Source organism: Planctomycetota bacterium (genome assembly GCA_016872555.1).
In the GTDB taxonomy this organism is placed as follows: Bacteria; Planctomycetota; Planctomycetia; order Pirellulales; family UBA1268; genus F1-20-MAGs016.
Window position 1 is genome coordinate 180923 of sequence record VGZO01000001.1, and the last position, 18421, is coordinate 199343.

16 protein-coding genes are annotated in these 18421 nt (G+C 70.2%); 8 read left to right on the top strand and 8 right to left on the bottom strand.

Annotated features, from left to right (window positions below; all coding sequences use genetic code 11):
- Positions 1–205: 205 nt before the first annotated feature.
- Positions 206–1255, bottom strand: coding sequence for an IS630 family transposase (locus FJ309_00780; protein ID MBM3953151.1), 1050 nt, complete (start codon positions 1253–1255; stop codon positions 206–208).
- 149 nt (positions 1256–1404) lie between these two features.
- Here FJ309_00780 and FJ309_00785 point away from each other — a divergent pair, with 149 nt between their 5' ends.
- Complete coding sequence (locus FJ309_00785) at positions 1405–1788, top strand: hypothetical protein (GenBank protein ID MBM3953152.1); 384 nt, start codon at positions 1405–1407, stop codon at positions 1786–1788.
- A 192-nt stretch (positions 1789–1980) separates the two neighbouring features.
- Here FJ309_00785 and FJ309_00790 read toward each other — a convergent pair whose 3' ends face one another.
- Positions 1981–2202: a hypothetical protein gene (locus tag FJ309_00790; GenBank protein ID MBM3953153.1), complete on the bottom strand. Its 222-nt coding sequence runs from the start codon at positions 2200–2202 to the stop codon at positions 1981–1983.
- Positions 2199–2801 (bottom strand): hypothetical protein, encoded by a 603-nt coding sequence (locus tag FJ309_00795; GenBank protein MBM3953154.1) that lies wholly within the window; start codon positions 2799–2801, stop codon positions 2199–2201. Before FJ309_00795 ends, FJ309_00790 begins: the two co-directional genes overlap by 4 nt.
- Positions 2802–2867: 66 nt before the next feature.
- On the opposite strand from FJ309_00795, the gene FJ309_00800 reads away from it, so the two are divergent.
- On the top strand, positions 2868–4523 hold the full coding sequence (locus FJ309_00800; protein ID MBM3953155.1) for a redoxin domain-containing protein: 1656 nt from the start codon (positions 2868–2870) through the stop codon (positions 4521–4523).
- Positions 4524–4665: 142 nt separating this feature from the next.
- Here FJ309_00800 and FJ309_00805 read toward each other — a convergent pair whose 3' ends face one another.
- Positions 4666–5475, bottom strand: a complete 810-nt coding sequence (locus FJ309_00805) for an NAD(P)-dependent oxidoreductase (protein MBM3953156.1) — start codon at positions 5473–5475, stop codon at positions 4666–4668.
- Between the two features lie 26 nt (positions 5476–5501).
- On the opposite strand from FJ309_00805, the gene FJ309_00810 reads away from it, so the two are divergent.
- The 4 genes from FJ309_00810 to FJ309_00825 all read left to right on the top strand — a co-directional run bounded on the left by FJ309_00810 (position 5502) and on the right by FJ309_00825 (position 11705).
- A complete protein-coding gene (locus FJ309_00810) occupies positions 5502–7253 on the top strand; it encodes an acyl--CoA ligase (GenBank protein ID MBM3953157.1) in 1752 nt (583 codons plus the stop codon).
- Entirely contained in the window at positions 7250–9136 is a 1887-nt protein-coding gene (locus FJ309_00815; GenBank protein MBM3953158.1) for a DUF1214 domain-containing protein, read from the top strand. Before FJ309_00810 ends, FJ309_00815 begins: the two co-directional genes overlap by 4 nt.
- 109 nt (positions 9137–9245) lie before the next feature.
- Positions 9246–11177: an acyl-CoA dehydrogenase gene (locus FJ309_00820; GenBank protein MBM3953159.1), complete on the top strand. Its 1932-nt coding sequence runs from the start codon at positions 9246–9248 to the stop codon at positions 11175–11177.
- 27 nt (positions 11178–11204) lie between these two features.
- Positions 11205–11705 carry an acyl-CoA thioesterase gene (locus tag FJ309_00825; GenBank protein ID MBM3953160.1) on the top strand — a complete coding sequence of 167 codons (501 nt, stop codon included), beginning with the start codon at positions 11205–11207 and terminating at the stop codon, positions 11703–11705.
- Between the two features lie 52 nt (positions 11706–11757).
- Here the strand turns inward: FJ309_00825 and FJ309_00830 are convergent, their stop codons facing one another.
- From FJ309_00830 to FJ309_00845, 4 genes are all read right to left on the bottom strand, one after another.
- Positions 11758–12666, bottom strand: a complete 909-nt coding sequence (locus tag FJ309_00830) for an AraC family transcriptional regulator (protein ID MBM3953161.1) — start codon at positions 12664–12666, stop codon at positions 11758–11760.
- Positions 12667–12757: 91 nt separating this feature from the next.
- Positions 12758–13567, bottom strand: a complete 810-nt coding sequence (locus tag FJ309_00835; GenBank protein ID MBM3953162.1) for a transporter — start codon at positions 13565–13567, stop codon at positions 12758–12760.
- Entirely contained in the window at positions 13564–13902 is a 339-nt protein-coding gene (locus FJ309_00840) for a hypothetical protein (protein ID MBM3953163.1), read from the bottom strand. Before FJ309_00840 ends, FJ309_00835 begins: the two co-directional genes overlap by 4 nt.
- 18 nt (positions 13903–13920) lie before the next feature.
- Positions 13921–14853 (bottom strand): hypothetical protein, encoded by a 933-nt coding sequence (locus FJ309_00845; protein MBM3953164.1) that lies wholly within the window; start codon positions 14851–14853, stop codon positions 13921–13923.
- 121 nt (positions 14854–14974) lie between these two features.
- Between FJ309_00845 and FJ309_00850 the strand changes: the two genes are divergently transcribed.
- Together FJ309_00850 and FJ309_00855 are read left to right on the top strand one after the other, a co-directional pair.
- Positions 14975–16654 (top strand): acyl-CoA carboxylase subunit beta, encoded by a 1680-nt coding sequence (locus tag FJ309_00850; GenBank protein MBM3953165.1) that lies wholly within the window; start codon positions 14975–14977, stop codon positions 16652–16654.
- Positions 16651–18417 carry a DUF1446 domain-containing protein gene (locus FJ309_00855; GenBank protein ID MBM3953166.1) on the top strand — a complete coding sequence of 589 codons (1767 nt, stop codon included), beginning with the start codon at positions 16651–16653 and terminating at the stop codon, positions 18415–18417. Before FJ309_00850 ends, FJ309_00855 begins: the two co-directional genes overlap by 4 nt.
- Positions 18418–18421 lie beyond the last annotated feature (4 nt).

The following is an 18421-nucleotide window of genomic DNA, read 5'->3' on the forward strand; positions in this document are numbered from 1 at the left end:
GGTCACTGGCTAGCGTGGGTAACGCCGCGGCGGGGCATCGTGGCGTCATCGATCGCGTGAACACCGCGGAGGCGATGGGCGATGGATGTCCTACCGGATCCAGGTTTATTGCCGGATACCTGGCGAATCGACGAAACGCCCGATGGATGGACGCTGTGTTGGCGGCCTCCGGTTACTACGGGGAGCATCCAATAGTTGACGTTTTCTATCCGGCGGCGGCCGCGTAGCGGACGTGTTCTTCTTCGAAGAAGTTGCGGACTACGCCAGGCTGATTCTGGCGGCGGCGGAGGTGTGCTCTGGCGTTTGCCATCATCTGCGACTGATCTCGGGGCCGTTGTCGCCGCATGGCCTGCTTGGTGTCTTGGTTGAGCAACTCGTCTGGGTTGAGCTCGGGGCTGTAGCCGGGCATGAAGCAGAGCTCGAGGCCCGCCCGCCGCTCCCTCTTGGCTGCGATCCAGCGGGCTACCTTCGCGGCCTTGTGGGCGGGATGCGAGTCCACGATGAGGATGATCTTCCTGCCGTCGGTGGATCGCAGGAGCCGGGCGAGGAAGCGAATGAAGACATCGGCGTTGAAGCGGCATGAGAACACCATGAACCAGAGGCGTCCCAGATTGCTGATGGCCGAGATCATGCTGCATCCGAACCGGCGGCCGGTCGCGGGAACGATGGGCGTCTGCCCTCGTGGCGAATAGGTGCGTCCGACGGTGTCGTCAGACCGGAGCCCCATCTCGTCTCCCCAGAGAATCAGGGCATTCTGGGCCTTTGCCCACCGTTGGATCGCCGGGTACTCCTTGTCGAGCCAGGCTTGCACAGCAACCGGATCTCGCTCATAGGCTCGCCGCACCGGCTTCTGCGGCGTGAAGCCCCAATCCTTCAGGTATCGGCCCGCCGTCCAGACCGAGACCTGCCGACCGGTGTGCGTCTTGATGAGTTCGACAACCGCCTCACGCGTCCAAAGAGCGAACGGAAGTTTGAGTTGGTCGGGGCACTTGCCTTGGATGATCCGAACGATCTTCGCTTGCTGCTTCGGGGCGATCATTCGCTCCTTCGGCCGCCCTCGCGTCTTTGCAGCCAGAGCGGCGTCACCACCGCGTTCGTGAGCGTCGAGCCAATTGTTGATTGCCTGGCGTGAGACGCCGAACGTTCTTGATGCGTGGGCCTTCTTCATCCCTTGCGTCAGCACCGCGTCGATCACGCGGCGGCGAAGGTCTTCTTGGGCTTCAGGCGACAGCGAGCGAGCGTCTTTGTGTGCCATGCACTGATCATAGCGAGGCAAATCCCGCAAGTCAACTATTTAATGCCCGGAGTAGTACCAGTGGCATCTACGGGTTGCCGTGCATCCGGCATTTTTTCCCCACATGGCTGTATAGCTGGCGGGGCCTCGCGGCTGCGTATCTTGGCGTCATGATCGTGTCCGTCGTTGCGGGGCGCACCCTTGGCCGGGAGGGCAATCTCAGCGCCCTGAGTCTCGGTGGCGGTGCGGCGATGCAGATCGTGTTGACTGCATTGCACTTCTATACATTGCATGAGAAGTATTTGAATGCCCAGCGCTCTGTGATTGTTCACGGGGGTAGCGTTCGCGTCCCGACCGGGTCGTTTTCCGTCACGTGCTTGGAGACGCTGCGGCTCTGTAGCAAGGGTGCTCGACCCGGACGGGCGTTGCTGAAGTTTCGGGGCAACGTCGTCGCCGAGGCTGATTTCGTGGATTTTCCGGGCCTCTCGCAACCGGTAGCCGAGCAACTCCTCGAGGCGGTCAAGGCGCGGCTGGCTTCTGGCCGGCTCACTTGACGGGCAGAGTGCGGCTCGGTCGTGGCGGCCGTGATCGCCGCGTCGCGATAGCAGACCGTGGTCACAGTGATCCGCCGCTGGATGCGGCGGCAGACACCCCGAAAAAGCCCCGGCTTTTCTCGGGGTGTCCGAAGTGGGAAAAGGTCATGGATGACTTTTTTCCACGGACAGATAGACCGCGATGTCGTGGCCTCAGGGCCGGTCGCAGCCGCCATCGAGCTCCGCCGGCCAGACCGACAGGTCGTCGGGCGTGTCGAACGCCCGGTGGAGAGCGGTCAACTCGGCCTCGCGCTCGTGGGGCGGCAGCCTGGCCCACGCCGCTTTCTCCTCTCCCATCGTGCGGGCGAGAAGGTCGTAGTACCACTCCGGGTATTCGGCATCACCCGCCTGCTCGGGCGAAGCGGGATCATTCATGGAAGGACCTCGTCGATCGGCGGAGCCACGGCCGCGAGCCGAGCCGGTTCGAGGTTCGCGAGTACGGCAGCCCGTGACAACCCGGCTTCATAAATCGTAACGCGGGCCGACGGCGTGAGCGGAGCGGAGGGAAGGCCGTGGCGCCGGGCGGCGGAGACGATGGCATGGTGCTGGTCGGCGAAGGGACCGGATCGAGGCCAGGGACAGTCTTCGGCTCCCTGCCACCGCCGGTAAAATGCTTTCCAAGTCGATTGGTAGAGGCCGTAGCGACCGCGATTGACAGCCTCCCAGACCAGCCGCTCGGCCCTGACCAGGAACTCCAAATGGAGATCGTCGGCCGTGCGATCGACAGCCGCCAGCAGTGGCCGCATGGCGATCGCCGCACCGCGTTCGGCGTCTGGTGTGGCCGACCAAGCCCGCCGCAGCGGTTCCACCGCCTGGAGGTGGAGCAGCGCCTTTCCGTCGCCGCGTGCGAATGACTGGGCGGCCAACCCGCCGACGATCGGCCAGTCTTTGTCACGATCGGTTTTCTTCATCCGGGTGACGGTGTCCCGATCGGCGAAGTCGGCTTCGGCCGGGTCGGTCTGCCAAGCCTTCACCCGTGGAGGCTTCCCGAAGAAGTCGAGGTGGTGGTCCGATCCGGTTGCCTCGGTTCGGATGGCCAGATGCGACGTCCAACCCCCGGCCAGCCACTCTGCTTCCAACGGCGCGCCGAAGATGGAGCGGTAGCGGATGGCCCACGGAGCCAGCCCGCCCTCGCGGCGGGCAAGCAATTCGCGGAGCATCTCGGCCTGCTCAGGGGGAACGATCCAATCGGAGTCTTTGGTCGTTTGCTGCAGCCCGTACCGCACGCAGGCCATGCCGCTGGTGATGGCAAAGCGCAGCCCTCCGGACCGAAGATCACGGCGAAAAGTATCGAGGAATTCCAGAGGCGCTTGCATGCGGCGAGTGTAGCAGCCACGGGATCACGACTCGTCTTCCAGCCCCCGCCACGGTCGCGGGACAACGGAGCGACTCTCCAGTCGCGCCAGTACAATCGGTCCGGCAGGCTTACGAAAGCAGCGGCCGGTGTGGTTTGCTCGGCAGCAGTCCGCTCCCGGAAAAGCGGTGACGAAATGTGTGGGGCCGAAACGATGCCGTATGGTCTCGATCGCGCTGGCGAGGGCCGCAAGTCGGCCGCCGTGAGCTTGACGCCGCTGCCCGGCGGTCGCCCCACCGCCTGGCGCGGAGGCCCACGATCGCTGACGGTCGTCGGCGTGGCACTCGTCGTCAGCGCACTCGCTTGTGGGGCGCGGGCTGCCGACCCGTTTTACGGGGCCGACCCGGTGTGGAGCTTGCTGCACGAGCCGGCGGTGGCCCGGGAGCTCACCCTCTCCGCCTCCCAGCAGCGGCACTTCCGGACGTTGCTCGACGAGTATGACGCGCGGTTTTTCCCACTTCGCAACCGCTCCGGTGACGATGCCGCGCGCCATGTGGAAAGCACCGTCAACGACCTGCTCGAGCGGGTCCAGGGGATCTTCGACGCCCGCCAGTGGCGGCGATTCACGGAGATAAGGACCTGCGTCTACGGCACCACGGCCGTCCTCAGGCCCGGTCTCGCGGATCGGCTGGATCTCGATGGTGACCGGCGCGAGCGGCTCGAGGAGGTGATTCTCGGAGCGGCGCGGGCCGTCAGGGAGCTCGAACGGCGCGCCGCCGACGGCGAGCCGCGCGGACCCCTCGAGACGCGGTATGCCCAACTGAGGAAGGACGAGATGCGTGACGTGACGGCGCTGCTCTCGCCGGCGCAGAAGTCGGCCTGGCAACGTGCGCTCGGGCGCGACTTCGATCTCGGTTCGCTCGGTCAGCCGGCCTACCACGTCCCCGAATTGATCGATTCCGGTCACTGGGTCGGGGGCGATCCGGTGAACCTGGCGGCACTTGCCGGCAAGGTGGTCGTCATCCATTTCTATGCGTTCGGCTGCCACAATTGCGTCGCCAACTATCCCGTGTACCGCGAGTGGCGCGAACGCTTCAGTGCCGACGACGTCGCCATCGTCGGGATCCACACGCCGGAGACCGAAGCGGAGCAGGACGATGACCGGGTGCGCCAGATGGCGAGCGACGCCGGTTTTCGGTTTCCGGTGTTGATCGACGGCGACAAGGCCAACTGGAATGCCTGGGGAAACTCGATGTGGCCGTCGGTCTATGTCATCGACCGCCGCGGGTATCTCCGCGCGTTCTGGCCAGGGGAGCTGAAGTGGAAGGGTGCGACCGGCGATGCCTGGATCGCGGAGCGGATCGAGTCGCTGATCGCCGAACGATCACCGTCCTGGCCGTGAGCGGCGCGGTCCGCACCGTGCCCTCATCGGTCGCGACCGACGGCCGTGCCCGGACACCGCGGCCGGTGGGCATTCCTTCCCCGCGGCGCGACTTTTTCTTCCGTGCACCATGGTCGTCCCGCGCGGGCCCCCGTGCGGCACGTCACACGAACAGGTCGGTCTGGAGCGGACCGCCGGGGGTGACGGCGTAGGGCTCGAAGTCGGTGACCCCCTCGTCGCGCAGCACCTCCTCGTCGAGGAGGAACCGCCCCGTGCAGCCGGCGTGCGCGCGGGTCAGGATCGCCACCGCCGCGTCCCCCATGATCGCCGGCAGCCGGCTCTGCCTGGCCAGTGGCTCGCCGCCGAGGAGGTTGCGGACCGCGGCGGTGTCGATCGTCGTCCGCGGCCACAGCGCGTTGACCGCGACGCGCCCGCGAAACTCCTCCGCCAGCCCGAGGACGCCGAGGCTCATCCCCATCTTCGACAGCGTGTAGGCCAGGTGCGGCGCGTACCAGCGCGGCTCGAGCGACAGCGGCGGGCAGATCGAGAGCACGTGGGGATTGGCACTCTTCAACAGGTGCGGCAGGCAGGCGCGCGTGACGACGAACGCGCCGCGGGCGTTGACCTGATGGACGAGGTCGAAGCGCTTGACCGGCGTGTCGAGCGTGGGTGCGAGAAAGATCGCACCGGCGTTGTTGACGCAGGCGTCGATCCCGCCGAACCGCTCGACGGCCGCGGCCACCGCCCCCTCCACCGCTGAGTCGTCACGGATGTCGAGCGCGACGGCCAGCGCCCGGCCCCCCGCCTCCTCCACCTGGCGCGCCGCGTCGTGGATCGTGCCCGGGAGCTTGGGATGCGGCGCGGCGGTCTTGGCCGCGATCACGACGTTGGCCCCGCAGCGCGCCACTGCCAGTGCGATCGCCAGGCCGATCCCGCGCGACGCGCCGGTGACGAACACCGTCTTCGCGGTCAGGTCGGCCGCACCGCCAGGATCTCGTAGTGCCACCGGTCACCTCCAAACTGCTGGTCCGTGAGAGTCGCTTGCCCATCCCCCGCTCGCCGAACGATACTCGACCGACGGGGGGAGTAGAACAGGGCGCGCGGAGACCGACCGTGGCCAGTCAGCAGCACGCGGACGACGGTCCTGAGTTGTTGTGGCAGTGCGTGTCGCGGCACGCCGCCGCCAGGCCCGACGCCGAGGCGGTCGTCTGTGGCACCGTGCGGATCACGTGGCGGCAGCTGGAGGTAGCGGTCGAGCGCACGGCCCTGGCGCTGCTCGAGGCGGGGGTGGCCCGCGGCGATCGGGTGGCGCTGCTCGGCGCCCCCTGCCCCGAATTCGTCACCACGATATTGGCCGCAGGGCGTGTCGGCGCGATCTGGCTGGGGCTGAATGCCAAGTTCACGATCGACGAGCTGCGTGAGCTGGTCGCCCACGCCGAGCCGACGGTGCTGGTCGCGCTCGGCGAGTATCTCGGTGCCGACATCGCCGCGCGGGCGCGCGAGCTGGCTACGGTCGTGCCGGCGGTCCGGCGCGTGCTGGTGATCGGCGGCGGCGCGGCCGACGACCATGCCGCGTTCGTCGACCGCGACCGCCCCGAGCTCGCCGCGGCACTCGCCGCCCGCCAGGCCGAGGTGTCGCCCGACGACCCGACCCTGCTGATGTACACGTCGGGCTCGACCGGCCGGCCCAAGGGGGTGCTCCACAGCCACCGGGCGATCCTCACCAGCGCCGCTACCGAGTCGCGCCACATGCTCGCCGACGAGGCGGGGAAGCTGCTCCTCCACTTTCCGATCAACCATGTCGCCGCCGACGTCGAGATCGCCGCCACGAGCCTGCTGGTGGGCAGCACGCTGGTGCTCATGGACCGGTTCGACCCTCAGGCATCGCTCGAGACGATCGCCCGCGAGGGGGTGACGATGGTCGGCCAGGTGCCGGTGATGTTCCTGATGCAGATGCAGTCGCCGGCGTTCGCCACGCTGGACTGGTCGCGCGTGCGGAGCATCGTCTGGGGTGGCGCGCGGGCGTCGCCCCTGCTTCTCGGCGTGCTGTCGCGGATCGCCGCGGCCACCGGCGCGCGCCTCTCGACCGGCTACGGCTCGACAGAGCTGTGCGGATTCACCACCTACTCGATGCCCGACGATCCGCTCGATCTGCTCGCCACGACCTGCGGCCGCGTCGTGCCGCCGTTCGAGATGCGGATCGTCGACGACGCACGGCGGCCGCTGCCCTGCGGGGCCGTCGGGGAGGTCTGCTTCCGCGGGCCGACGGTGATGCTCGGCTATTTCCGGGAGCCGGGGCTGACCGCCGCGGCGATCGATGCCGATGGCTGGTACCACACCGGCGACCTCGGCCGGATGGACGAGCGCGGCTACCTGTCGCTCGAGGGGCGGAGGTCGGAGATGTTCAAAACCGGCGGGGAAAACGTCTTCCCGCGCGAGGTCGAGGACGTGATCGAGGCCCATCCGGCGGTGTTGTTCTGCGCGGTGATCGGCGTGCCGCACGAGGTGTTCGACGAGGTCGGCCACGCGTTCGTGATGCCGAAGCCCGGGATGGCGGTCGGAGAAGACGAGCTCCGCGAGCACTGCCGCGTGCGGCTGGTGAACTTCAAGGTCCCCAAGGCGTTCGTCGTCCGCGCGTCGTTGCCGCTGCTCCCCAACGGCAAGGTCGACAAAAAGCCGCTGCGCCGCGAGCTCGGGCTCGGCGCCACGCCGGGCGGCGCCGCGGCCAGCCATCCCGGAGCCGCTCCATGACCGATCCGCTGTTCGTCGTCGGTTCGCCGCGCAGCGGGACGACGCTGCTGCGCGTGATGCTCGCCGGCCACCCTGGTCTGTTCGCGCCCCCGGAGATGCTCCTCGCCCCGTTCGCCACGATGGCCGAGCGCGCGGCGCGCCTCGAGGAAAGGTTCTGGGAAAAAGGGGGCCTGCGGCGGACGATCATGGAGCTGCTGCAGGTCGACGTCGATGAGGCGAAGCGCGTCGAGGCGTCGCTGGCCGACCGTGGCACGCGCGAGGTCTATGCCTGGGTCCAGGAGCGGATCGCGCCGCGGATCCTCGTCGACAAGTGCCCCCATCTGGCCGTCGATCCGTCGGCGCTCGGGCGGCTGGTCGAGTGGTTTCCCCTGGCGCGCTGGCTGTGGATCGTGCGCCATCCGGGAAGCGTGACGCGGTCGATCGAAAACATGCCGATGGCCGAGGTGATGCTGTCGGGTTACGCGGCCGAGACCGGGGATCTGTGGTACTCGACCAACCGGGCCCTCCGCGACTTCCTGGCGACGATCCCCGCCGAGCGGCAGGCACTGGTGCGCTACGAGGACCTCGTCACCGATCCGCGGGACGCCCTCGGGAAGGTCTGCCAGCGCCTCGCGATCCCGTTCCACGAGGCGCTGCTGACGCCCTATGAGGGGGAACGGATGCGGGAGGGGCCCAGCGGCGCCCGCGCCGTGGGGGATCCCAACATGGCGGGCCGCGGCCGGATCCAGCCCGAGCTGGCGACGAGTTGGCTCGAGAGCTTCGACCCGGCGCGCGTCACGCCCGCGACCCACGGCCTGGCGCGCGAGCTCGGCTACGACCTCGGCGCCCTCGCCCCGCCACCGATCGCGGCGGTCACGGCGGCGCTCGACGGCCTGTGGGAGACCGCGCGAAAGCTGGAACAGCGGATGCGGATGCCGGCCGACCTCGACGACGTCGAAGGGCGGCGGTTCCTTCTCCGGATGGTGTCGGCGAGCGTCGATCTGTTCGTCGAACAAGGCGACATCGACCGGCCGCGGTTCCACCATGCCGAAGGGCCGTCGCGGAAGATGTTCGCCGACAATCCCGACGCCGACTACTGGCGCGCCCCCGTGCGCCTCTCGGGGGGCCGGCGCTACCGGATCAGCGGGCGCGTGCCGCCGGGCAGCGCGTATGTCGGCCTGCTGCTCTACAGGAAAGGGGGGGCGGTCGGCGCGCATCGGCACGACAGCCGGTTCGTCGGTCCCGACGGACGGTTTTCGCTCACGCTGGCCGCCGCGCCCGACGCCGACCTCGTCGGCAGCGGCGATGAGATCGCCGTCATGGTGCGCCAGTACTACCGTGATCGGAGCCGCGAAGCGCCCCTCGAGCTGGCGATCGAACTGATCGGGGGGCCGCCCCCGCGGCCACTCGACGCCGCGGCGCTCGCGGCCTCCGTCGGCCGCGCCCGGCGCAACCTCGAGGCGGTCGTCGCCCGGACCGCCGGCACCTGGGAGCAGACCGCGCGTGCGGTCCCCAACGTGTTTGCCGTGATGGACGGCAGCCTGTTGTTTCCGACCCCCGACAACGTCTACCTCGGCTGCCGCTACCGGTTCGGCGACGACCAGATGATGCTCGTCCGCGGTCGGCTGCCGCGCGGCCGCTGGTGGGGGATCTGTCTGTACAACGCGTGGCTCGAGAGCCTCGACTACGGGAGCCACCGGATCTGCCTCAACGACCGCACGCTCGCGGTCGCCGCCGACGGGTCCTACGAAATCTGCCTGGCCCACCACGATCCCGGCCATCCCAATTGGCTCGACACCGCCGGCCACCGCGCCGGCTATGCCCTCGTGCGCTGCCTGCTGCCCGAGGAGCCGGTCGTGCCGCCGACGACGCAGGTGTTGTACCAGCGGGAATGGCGCGGCTGACGCCTCGCGCACCGGTCGTCTGGCCACGCGGCCTGCTATCATTGCGGCGAGACCGCCGACGGGGACGGCGGACTGTTCGACGGTCACCGTGATACTTCCGGAGGGGATCATGTCGACGCCCACCGCCCGCCCGCCCGTGGCCTCTGACGATACCGGCGAGCGCTCGTTCGTCGAGACGGCCCTGGAGCTCTCGGGCAAGAGCGCCGAGGAGACGCGTGCCACCGGCCGGCTCGACCGCGCCGACGAGCAGGTCGAGACGCTGTTTGCCGAGCGTTACCGGACCGCCGCGAGCCCGGCGCACCGGACGGTGTGGGACACGGCGTTTCCCGCCGAGCAGTTTTCCGTCACCGAGCCGACCGTCGACGCCGCCTGCCGGCGGACGATGGACGAATCGCTCGAGCTCGTCCGCCGCCACAAGCGGGGCGGCACGCTCCACGATGCGGCCGGGAAAGTAGCGCCGGCGGTGCTCGCCGACCTCGGCGGCGTCGGCTACTGGGGGCTGCTCGTCGATCGCGAACACGGCGGCAGCGCCTGCCCGTTCACGGCGTTCGCCCGGTTCCTCACCGAGATGGCGACGATCGATCCGACCGTCGCCGGACTGGCGTCGGTGCACGGCTGCATCGGCGCGGTCGATCCGCTGCGCGCCTTCGGGACCGACGAGCAAAAGCGCCGCCTCCTCCCTGATCTCGCCGCGGGGAATCGCCTCTCCGCGTTCGCCCTCACCGAGCCGGCCGCCGGCAGCGATCTGACGGCCCTGCGCACCAGCGCTCGCCTCGATGGCGACCACTACGTCGTCGATGGCGAGAAGCTGTTCATCACCAATGCGATCCCCGGCCGCACGATCGGGCTGGTGTGCCTCGTCGAAGGGAAGCCGGCGGTGCTGATCGCCGACCTGCCCGAGCACGAGGACGAGACGTTCCAGGTGCGGCGCTACGGTCTCTACGCGCTGACGCATTCGTTCAACAACGGCCTCGTGTTCCGCGGGTTCCGCGTGCCGCGCGAGAACCTCCTCCGCCCCCCGCACGGCGACGGACTGACGATCGCTTACCACGGCCTGAACCTCGGCCGCGTCGCCCTCTGCGCCGCCGCCGCCGGCACGATGCGCGTGATGCTCGCGAGCATGATCCCCTGGGCCCGGTTCCGGCGGACGTACGGCGAGGCGATCGTGCGCCGGGAGCTGGTCCGGCGCCGGCTGGGGCGGATGGCAGCGCTGATCGTCGGCTGCGACGCGATCCGCGACTGGTGCGCGAGCCTTCTCGACCAGGGCTACCGCGGCGAGATGGAGTGCATCATCGCCAAGATCTTCGGCAGCGAGTCGCAGAAGGAAGCGGCGGTCGAGCTGTTGATGAAGACCCACGGCGGCCGGGCGTTCCTCCACGGCCACCTCCTCGGCGACAACCTCCACGAGTTCCTCGCCCCCTGCATCTACGAGGGCGAGGGGGAGATGCTCGGGATGGCGTTTTTCAAGTCGCTCGTCAAGGAGCATGGCAAGGCCTACTTCGAGCCGATCGGCAAGGCGATCCAGGCCGCCGGCCTGAAAAACCCCAACCCCGCCAATCCGGCCCATGCCTGGGCGCTGCGCAAGGCGCTGGTGCCCTATGCGAAGTGGCGGGCGGGGCGTGCGTTTGCCGGCCGGCGGAAGGTGCAGTGGCCTTCGATGCCGGCGCGGCTCCGCGGCCACCTCGACGCGGCGCACGAGCAGCTCGACCGCTCGGCGACCGAGATCAGTGGCGTGATGGTCAAGCACCAGCTCAAGCTCGCCGATCGGCAGTGCCGGATGGCAGAGGTGTCGCAGCGAGTCCAGGATCTGATCACGGTGGTGGCGGTCTGCCGCTGGGCGGCCGAACGCCCCGAGGCGATCGTCCAGGAGGCGGCCGACGTCCTCGCCAGCGATCTCCTCCGCCGCCTCCGCGGCGCTCGTCCGAGTGACGGCGACCTGCGGCGGGTCACGAAACTCGGCGAGGCGATCGCCGACGGCGGCTTCCCGGGGATGCCGGCAATCGATGCGGCGCCGATCATGATGGACTATTCACAGGCCTGAGCGATCCCGACGCCGGCCCGCCTTCCGATGCCCGACCCCGTTACCAACCCCCATCCGCTGTCCGGCCCGCGGCCGGACGAGCTGGCGTCGTTTCCGGTGGTGATCGAGCTGGCCGTGCAGTGGAACGACCAAGACGCGATCGGCCACGTCAACAACACCGTGCCGATCCGCTGGTTCGAGTCGGGGCGGATCGTGTACCTGGCCAGCGAAGGGATCGAGGAGCGGATGCGGGCCGAGGGGGTGGGGCCGATCCTCGCCGCCGTCGCCTGCAACTTCCGCCGCCAGCTCCACTACCCCGACCAGGTGCTCGTCGGCACGCGTGTCACCTGCCTCGGCCGGACGAGCTTCGACATGGACCATGTCGTCTGGAGCCGGCGGCTCGGTGCGATCACGGCCGACGGCACGTCGACCTGCGTCGTCTTCGACTATGCGGCGGGCGTGCCGCGCCCGATCTCGGCCGAGCTCGTCGCCCGTGCCGAGCGGCTCGAGGGGCGGTCGATCCCCACACGGGCCGCGCGGGGTGGCTGACGAGGACAGAGGATCGCCCGGGCCGTCCGGTGGCCGCGGGCGCCTCGGGCCGTCAGCCCTGGGCGCGGCGGAGCGTTTCCGAGGGAAACTCACCGAACTGCCGCCGGTAGCGCCCCGCGAACCGGCCGAACTCCCAGATCCCGTTCCGGACGAGCACTTCGGCCACGGTCGTATCGAGCGTGACACCCGTGGTCAGCAGGCGCCGGACGGCATGGAGCTCGCGGAGCATCAGGTAGCGCTTCGGCGGCATGCCGAACGTTTCCTGGAACGTCCGTAGCAGCGTGCGGCTGTTGACGCCGACGATCGTCACGAGGTCGGTGACGGTGGGGAGGATCGGTGCCGCATCGATCGCATCCATCGAGCGGCGGATGATCTGCGCCCGGTCGAGCCGTGGCCGTCCGGTGACCATCGGTGGCACCGTCTCGCTGGCCAGGCAGTCGTGCGCTGCCGCGAGCAGCTCGGCGCGGGCAGCGCGGTGGGCGGGGCTTCCCGGCGGCTGCCCGAGGAGCGCTTGGGCGATGGTTTGCGACACCCGCCGCAGCGCCGCCACCGTCCCGGGCGGAGTGGCGTGGCGACCACTTCCGCCCCCTGCATCCCTGTCGATCACCGTGTCGGCAGGCAGCGCGACCGACAGCCAGGCGTGGGCCCGGCGGCGGACCCGGATGCTGAAGTCGGCACCGTGGGGGATCAAGAGCAGCGAGTCGTCGTCGAGCGCCCTGCCGTTGCCGACGTGAGCGCCAGCATGGATGAGCGGCACGAACAGCAATGGGCCGGTATGAGCGTTGACGCCGTAGCACAGCGTGCCCCCACCCTCGCTCCCGATCTGGAGCACGACGCCGTCGAGATCGACGATACCCAGCCCCCACGCCCGCGTCTCGACGCCGTCGCAGGCGAGGCGGAGATGCGCGCCGGTCACCGCGGATCCCCACGCGTCGAAATCCTCAAACCACTTCATGTGCATAATATGACACGCTAAAAACCGGGAGCTCCATCGCACAGTGGGTGTTATGTCGTTTTTCGTATAGCACTGTCAGGTTTCCGCCGGAGGGGATTCAGTAGCGCCAGCCGACGCCGACATTGGTGAAGAATCGGGGCGAGGTGTCGTTGAGCCCCCACCCGCACCGGATCCCCAGCTCGAGGTTTTCGGTCGCCAGGACATGGCCACCGAAGCTGGCGTACTGGAGGTTGAGCGGAACGTCCTTGCCGTCGGAAAGGATCGCGAAGTACTCGGCGTGGACGTTCATCCGTTCGCCGACGGGGACCTTGATCACCGTCGACGGGGCCCACTGGTTGAAGGCGTCGGTCTCGGCGAAGCCCGTCCCGTAGCGGATCGCCGTATTCCATTCGGTGCCGCCCGCGAAGCGCCAGCCGAAGACTTCACCCGCCATCACCGTCGACTTGTTCGACGGCCCGGAGACCGGCGTGAATCCCTGGACGACCAGCGCCGAGCGCGGCACCCATCCCTCCTGGTCGGTCGTCTCGGCCTTCGCGCCGTACAGCACCCGGCTCTCCGTCTCGCTGACCACGTCCTCGCCGGCAAACTCGCTCCCCGAGATCAGCCCCGGCCCCCCGGCCTCGAGATTGAACCCCAGCCGCGCCTCGAAGCGGTCGCCGAAGCCGCGGCGCATGAGCAGCTCCGGGTAGCTGTGGGCATCGGGGGCGGTGCGATTGTCGATGAACGAGTAGGAGAGCTCGGCGATCGACAGCCCGGCGCCCGCGGTCGACGGTGCGAACGTGAACGAGTCGCGGTCGGTTTCCAGCTCCTCGCGGGGCGCCTCTTGCCAAGCCCGCGCCCGTGTGGCGGCCGCGGCCGCCGCCAGCGCCACGATCGCAAGGGCGATGCCGCGCCAGGGCCGGCTCATGTCGCGCCCCGGCGCGCCGGCTGCGGCGCCTGGTGGAAGTGCCAGGTGAAGCCGACGCCGATCCAGTAGCTGGCGAGGCTCACCGTCGTCGAGTTGCCGAGCAGTTGGCTGGCGGGAAACATCCCGCCGGCGAAGGTGTCGAAATCGAGGCCGCGCATCAACAGGTCGCGGACGCCGATGCCGCCGGCCATCCGGTGCTCGTTGATGATCGCGAACTGCGACTGGACGTAGCGCGCGGCGGGCAGGCCCCCGGGCACCTCGATCGGGCCGATCCTGCTGCCGAACGAATCGTTGAGCGGGTTCTGGGCGTAGGCGTAGCCGATCCGCAGCGCCACCCGGTCGGTGGCCCGGTACTACGCCCCCGTCTGTATCACCCACTGGCCGGTGTAGATGCTCTTGAACAGGCTGGCGCTCCGCCAGTCGAGATACAGCGCGTCGGCCGCGAGCAGCAGCCGGCCGTCGAGAAGCGACTCATTGGCGATCCCGAGGCCTACCTGCTGTGGCAGCCCGATGTCGACGTCGCGCGACTGCGACTGCGAGAACAAGACGAGCTGGTTGCCGAACCGGAAATCCTGGTTGGTCTGGTAGTAGGCGCCGAGCCACGTCGCGTCGCCGAGCCGGTAGTCGAGGCCGAATCCGCCGCGCAGCGCGTAGGCGTTGGTCATCGTGCTCGTGCCGACGGACGGCCCCGAGGAATAGCCGTCGCCGATGAACATCGTGGCACCGATCGACAGCCGGTCGGTGAGCTCGATCGCCACGCTCGGCGCGAACTCGAGGATCAGCAGGTAGGCCGACGTTCCGTTGCTCGCCGGCACCTGGACGTAGTCGGAGCCCCCGCCGGCGGCGCCGAGCACGGCCAGGCCGACGGTGGTCGGCAGGGGCAGGCCGGTCACCTCCTGGGCGACGCCGATCGCCGGCACGATCGCCCCCGGCGTGCTGCTCTTGGCCGAGAACGGATCGACGCCGAGCAGCGGGAGCGGCGCGCTCTGTGTGAGGTTCGCCGTCGCCTCGGCGAAGGCGCCGCCGAGGGTGAAGTGGGTGCCCTCGTACTGCGTCAGCGCGGCCGGGTTAGCGTTGATCGCCGAGATGAAGTCTTGCGGTGCGGCGACGCTGGTGCCGGCCATCCCGCCGGACGCCGGCATCAGCGTGTTGCGGAAGTCGATCCCGTAGGTCTGGGCCCGGGCGGTTGTCCCCGCGGCGGCCGCGGCCAAAGCGACCAACCAGACCGTCAGCCGAACGATCGCGCGATTCGTCATCGTCACCCCCTTCGTGATCCCCAACGCCATCGGTACGCCAGGCACGACCGCTTGAGCGGAGGTGCCGGAGGCGGAAAACGCACGGAGAGTGGGAAAACTCTGCGGCCCCGCGCGTGCGGACCTCATGCCCGGGCGCCTCGCCCGACCCGCCATGGACAGCCCCGGGGCGATTCCGGAAAATCCTTCCGTCGTGGGGGATCGGCGCGGCGGCGGTCGCGGACAGGCGGCGAAGCGGGGGGCGAACGTGGCTGACCTCGGCGACGTGACCGGCGCGATGCTGGCCCAGGAGGAGAAGCTTCGGGCCGGCGGCGGTCCGGCCGGGCACGAGCGCCAGCGGCGCCTCGGGCGGCTTCCGGTACGCGAGCGGCTCGAGTTGCTGCTCGACCCGGGCGCGCCGTTTCTGGAACTGGGCCTGTGGGCCGGGTGGGGCCTCGACCCGGAGTGGGGCGACGTGCCGGCGGCCGGGGTCGTGGCGGGCATCGGCCGGATCGCCGGCCGCCCCTGCATGGTCGCCGCCAACGACGCCACGGTGAAGGCCGGGGCGATGTTTCCGGCGAGTGTCAAGAAGCTGATCCGCGCCCAGAAGATCGCCCACCGCCTCCGGCTGCCGATCGTCTACCTCGTCGACTCGTCGGGGGTGTTCCTGCCGCTGCAGGCCGAGATCTTTCCCGACGAAGACGACTTTGGCCGGATCTTCCGCAACAACGCGATCCTCGCCGCCGAGGGGATCCCGCAGTTCGCCGCCGTGATGGGCAATTGCATCGCCGGCGGGGCCTACCTGCCGGTCCTGTGCGACACCGTGTTGATGACCGAGGGAAGCCAGCTGTGCCTCGCCGGTCCGGCGCTGGTGAAGGCGGCGCTGGGCCAAATCGCCGATCCGGAGGAGCTCGGCGGCGCGGCGATGCATGCCCGCACCAGCGGCACCGTCGATTATCACGAGCCCGACGATCCCGCCTGCCTCGCCCGGCTCCGCGAGCTCGTCGGCCTGCTGCCGGCCCCGACCGCCGTCGACTCCGGTGCCGCGCCGGCCCGCGACCCGGCCGACCTGTACGCCCTCGTGCCTGCCGACGGACGCGGCGAGTACGACATGCGCGCGGTGCTCGACTGCATCGTCGACGCCGGCACGTTCCGCGAGTTCCGCGCCGAGTGGGGGCGGACGATCGTCGCCGGCAGCGCCCGGATCGGCGGCCGGGCGGTGGGGATCGTGGCCAACGCCCGGCAGCGCTCGCAGTCGGCGGCAGGGGAGCTGCAGATCGGCGGCGTGCTCTACGGCGACGCCGCCGAAAAGGCGGCCCGGTTCGTCGGTGAGTGCGACCAGGGGCGGGTGCCGCTGCTGTTCATCCACGACGTCCAGGGGTTCATGGTCGGCAAGCAGGCGGAGCAGTCGGGGATCATCCGCTCCGGCGCCCAACTCGTGCGGGCGATGAGCATCGCCACGGTGCCGAAGTTCACCGTGATCGTCGGCAGCTCCTACGGCGCCGGCCACTACGCGATGTGCGGCCGGGCCTACGACCCGGCGCTGATCGTCGCCTGGCCCAACGCCCGCTACGCCGTGATGGGGGGCGCGCAGGCCGCCGAGACGCTCCTCGCGCTGCGGCTACGCGAGTCTTCGCGCGGCGGCGCCGCGCCGAGCGCCGAGGAGGTGGCGCGGCTCCGCGACAGCGTTCGCCGCAGCTACGAAGACCAGACCGACGTCCGCTACGCCGCGGCACGCGGCTGGGTCGACGCGATCATCGCCCCCGACCGGACGCGCCACTGGCTGGCGGCGGCGCTGGCGGCGATCGCTCCGGCGGCCCTCGTCCGCCCCCCTTCCGCCCCGAGGGACGTGTGAAGCGCTCGATCCGCGTCGGCAATGCCCATGCCTTCTGGGGCGACCGCCTCGCGGCCGCACGGGAGCTGCTGGCGCTCGAGCCCGGCCTCGACTACCTCGTGATGGACTTCCTCGCCGAGGTGTCGATGTCGATCCTCGCCGGGCAGCGCGAGCGCGACCCGGCGGCGGGGTTCGTCCGCGACGTGCTCACCGTCGTGGCCGACCTGGCGGCCTTTTGGTCGACCGGCGGGCGCTGCCGCGTGATCGTCAACGCCGGGGGGCTCGACCCCGCCGGCTGCGCCGCCGCCTGCCGGCGCGTGATCGAGGAGGCGGGCTGCCGCGCGGTGACGATCGGCGTCGTCGCCGGCGACGACGTGCTCGGGTCGCTCCGCGCCGGCGGCGGCCCCGATGCGTTCACGAACCTCGACTCGGGTGCCGCGCTCGACACGGTGCGCGATCGGCTCGTGACCGCCAACGCCTACCTCGGAGCAGGGCCGGTCGTCGAGGCGCTGGCTGCCGGGGCCGATCTGGTGATCACCGGCCGGGTCGCCGATCCCTCCCCCGTGGTCGCCGCCTGCCGCCATGCGTTCGCGTGGCCTGCCGACGACCACGACCTCACCGCCGGTGCTACCGTGGCCGGCCACCTCCTCGAATGCGGCACGCAGGTCACCGGCGGGATCTCGACCGACTGGCTCGACGTGCCCGCGCCGGAGTCGATCGGATTCCCGGTCGCCGAGATCGCCGCCGACGGCTCGTGCGTGATCACCAAGGCCGCCGGGAGCGGCGGCCGGGTGACGACGGCGACGGTCAAGGAGCAGCTCGTCTACGAGATCGGCGACCCCGGCCGGTACCTGAGCCCCGATGCGACGGTGTCGTTCCTCGGCCTCGAGGTGACCGAGATCGGCCCCGACCGGGTCCGCGTCGCCGGGGCGCGCGGGGGGCCGCCCCCGGAGTCGCTCAAGGTCAGCGCCACCTACCGCGACGGGTTCCGCGCCGCCGCCACGCTCACCATGTTCGGTCCCGAGTCGGTGACCAAAGCGCGCCGCTGCGGCGCGATCGTGCTCGGGCGCCTGGCCGCCGCCGGCCACCGCTTCCGCGACACGCTCGTCGAATGCCTCGGCCAGGGAGACAGCGTTCCGGTGCTGCCCCCCGATCTCGTTCCCACAGACGCCTGGGAGACGGTGCTGCGGATCGCGGTCGAGGCCGATGACGCGGCGCCCGTCGAGGCCTTCACGCGCGAAGTGATGCCGCTGGTCACCGCCGGGCCGCAGGGCACGACCGGCTACGCCGAGGGGCGGCCGCGCGTCCACCGGCTGCTCCGCTACTGGCCGTGCCTGGTGCGCGCCGATCGCGTCATCCCGACGATGACGACGCTCGTCACCGCCGACACCGGCCCGGCGCGGCGCCCGGCCCCCGCGCCGGCTCCGGTTCGGGCGGCCTTCGCGACACCGCCTGCCGCCCCGCCGCCCGGGCCGCCGCGGCGCCTCCTCGACGTCGCCTTCGGCCGTAGCGGCGACAAGGGCACCGGCGCCAACGTCGGGATCCTCGTCCGCGATCCGGCCGACTGGCCGTGGCTCGTGTCGTGGCTCACCGCCGAGCGCGTCGCGGCGTGGCTCGGGCCGCTCGGTGTCGAGGAGGTCACGGCCTATCCGCTCCCGGCCCTCGGCGGGATCAACTTCGTCGTCCGCGGCGTCCTCCGCCGCGGTCTCCGCAACGATGCCCAGGGGAAGGCGCTCGCCCAGGCGGTGCTCGCCATGCCCCTCGACGCTCCCCCGACCCGGTGAGGCC

Excerpts from the sequence above, each read along its gene's own strand:
- FJ309_00825 (MBM3953160.1), top strand. The coding sequence starts at position 11,205 with ATGCCCGACCCCGTTACCAACCCCCATCCGCTGTCCGGCCCGCGGCCG.
- FJ309_00785 (MBM3953152.1), top strand. The coding sequence starts at position 1,405 with ATGATCGTGTCCGTCGTTGCGGGGCGCACCCTTGGCCGGGAGGGCAAT.
- FJ309_00850 (MBM3953165.1), top strand. The coding sequence starts at position 14,975 with ATGGACAGCCCCGGGGCGATTCCGGAAAATCCTTCCGTCGTGGGGGAT.
- FJ309_00820 (MBM3953159.1), top strand. The coding sequence starts at position 9,246 with ATGTCGACGCCCACCGCCCGCCCGCCCGTGGCCTCTGACGATACCGGC.
- FJ309_00830 (MBM3953161.1), bottom strand. The coding sequence starts at position 12,666 with ATGCACATGAAGTGGTTTGAGGATTTCGACGCGTGGGGATCCGCGGTG.
- FJ309_00800 (MBM3953155.1), top strand. The coding sequence starts at position 2,868 with ATGCGACGTCCAACCCCCGGCCAGCCACTCTGCTTCCAACGGCGCGCC.
- FJ309_00790 (MBM3953153.1), bottom strand. The coding sequence starts at position 2,202 with ATGAATGATCCCGCTTCGCCCGAGCAGGCGGGTGATGCCGAATACCCG.
- FJ309_00780 (MBM3953151.1), bottom strand. The coding sequence starts at position 1,255 with ATGGCACACAAAGACGCTCGCTCGCTGTCGCCTGAAGCCCAAGAAGAC.
- FJ309_00815 (MBM3953158.1), top strand. The coding sequence starts at position 7,250 with ATGACCGATCCGCTGTTCGTCGTCGGTTCGCCGCGCAGCGGGACGACG.
- FJ309_00845 (MBM3953164.1), bottom strand. The coding sequence starts at position 14,853 with ATGGCGTTGGGGATCACGAAGGGGGTGACGATGACGAATCGCGCGATC.
- FJ309_00835 (MBM3953162.1), bottom strand. The coding sequence starts at position 13,567 with ATGAGCCGGCCCTGGCGCGGCATCGCCCTTGCGATCGTGGCGCTGGCG.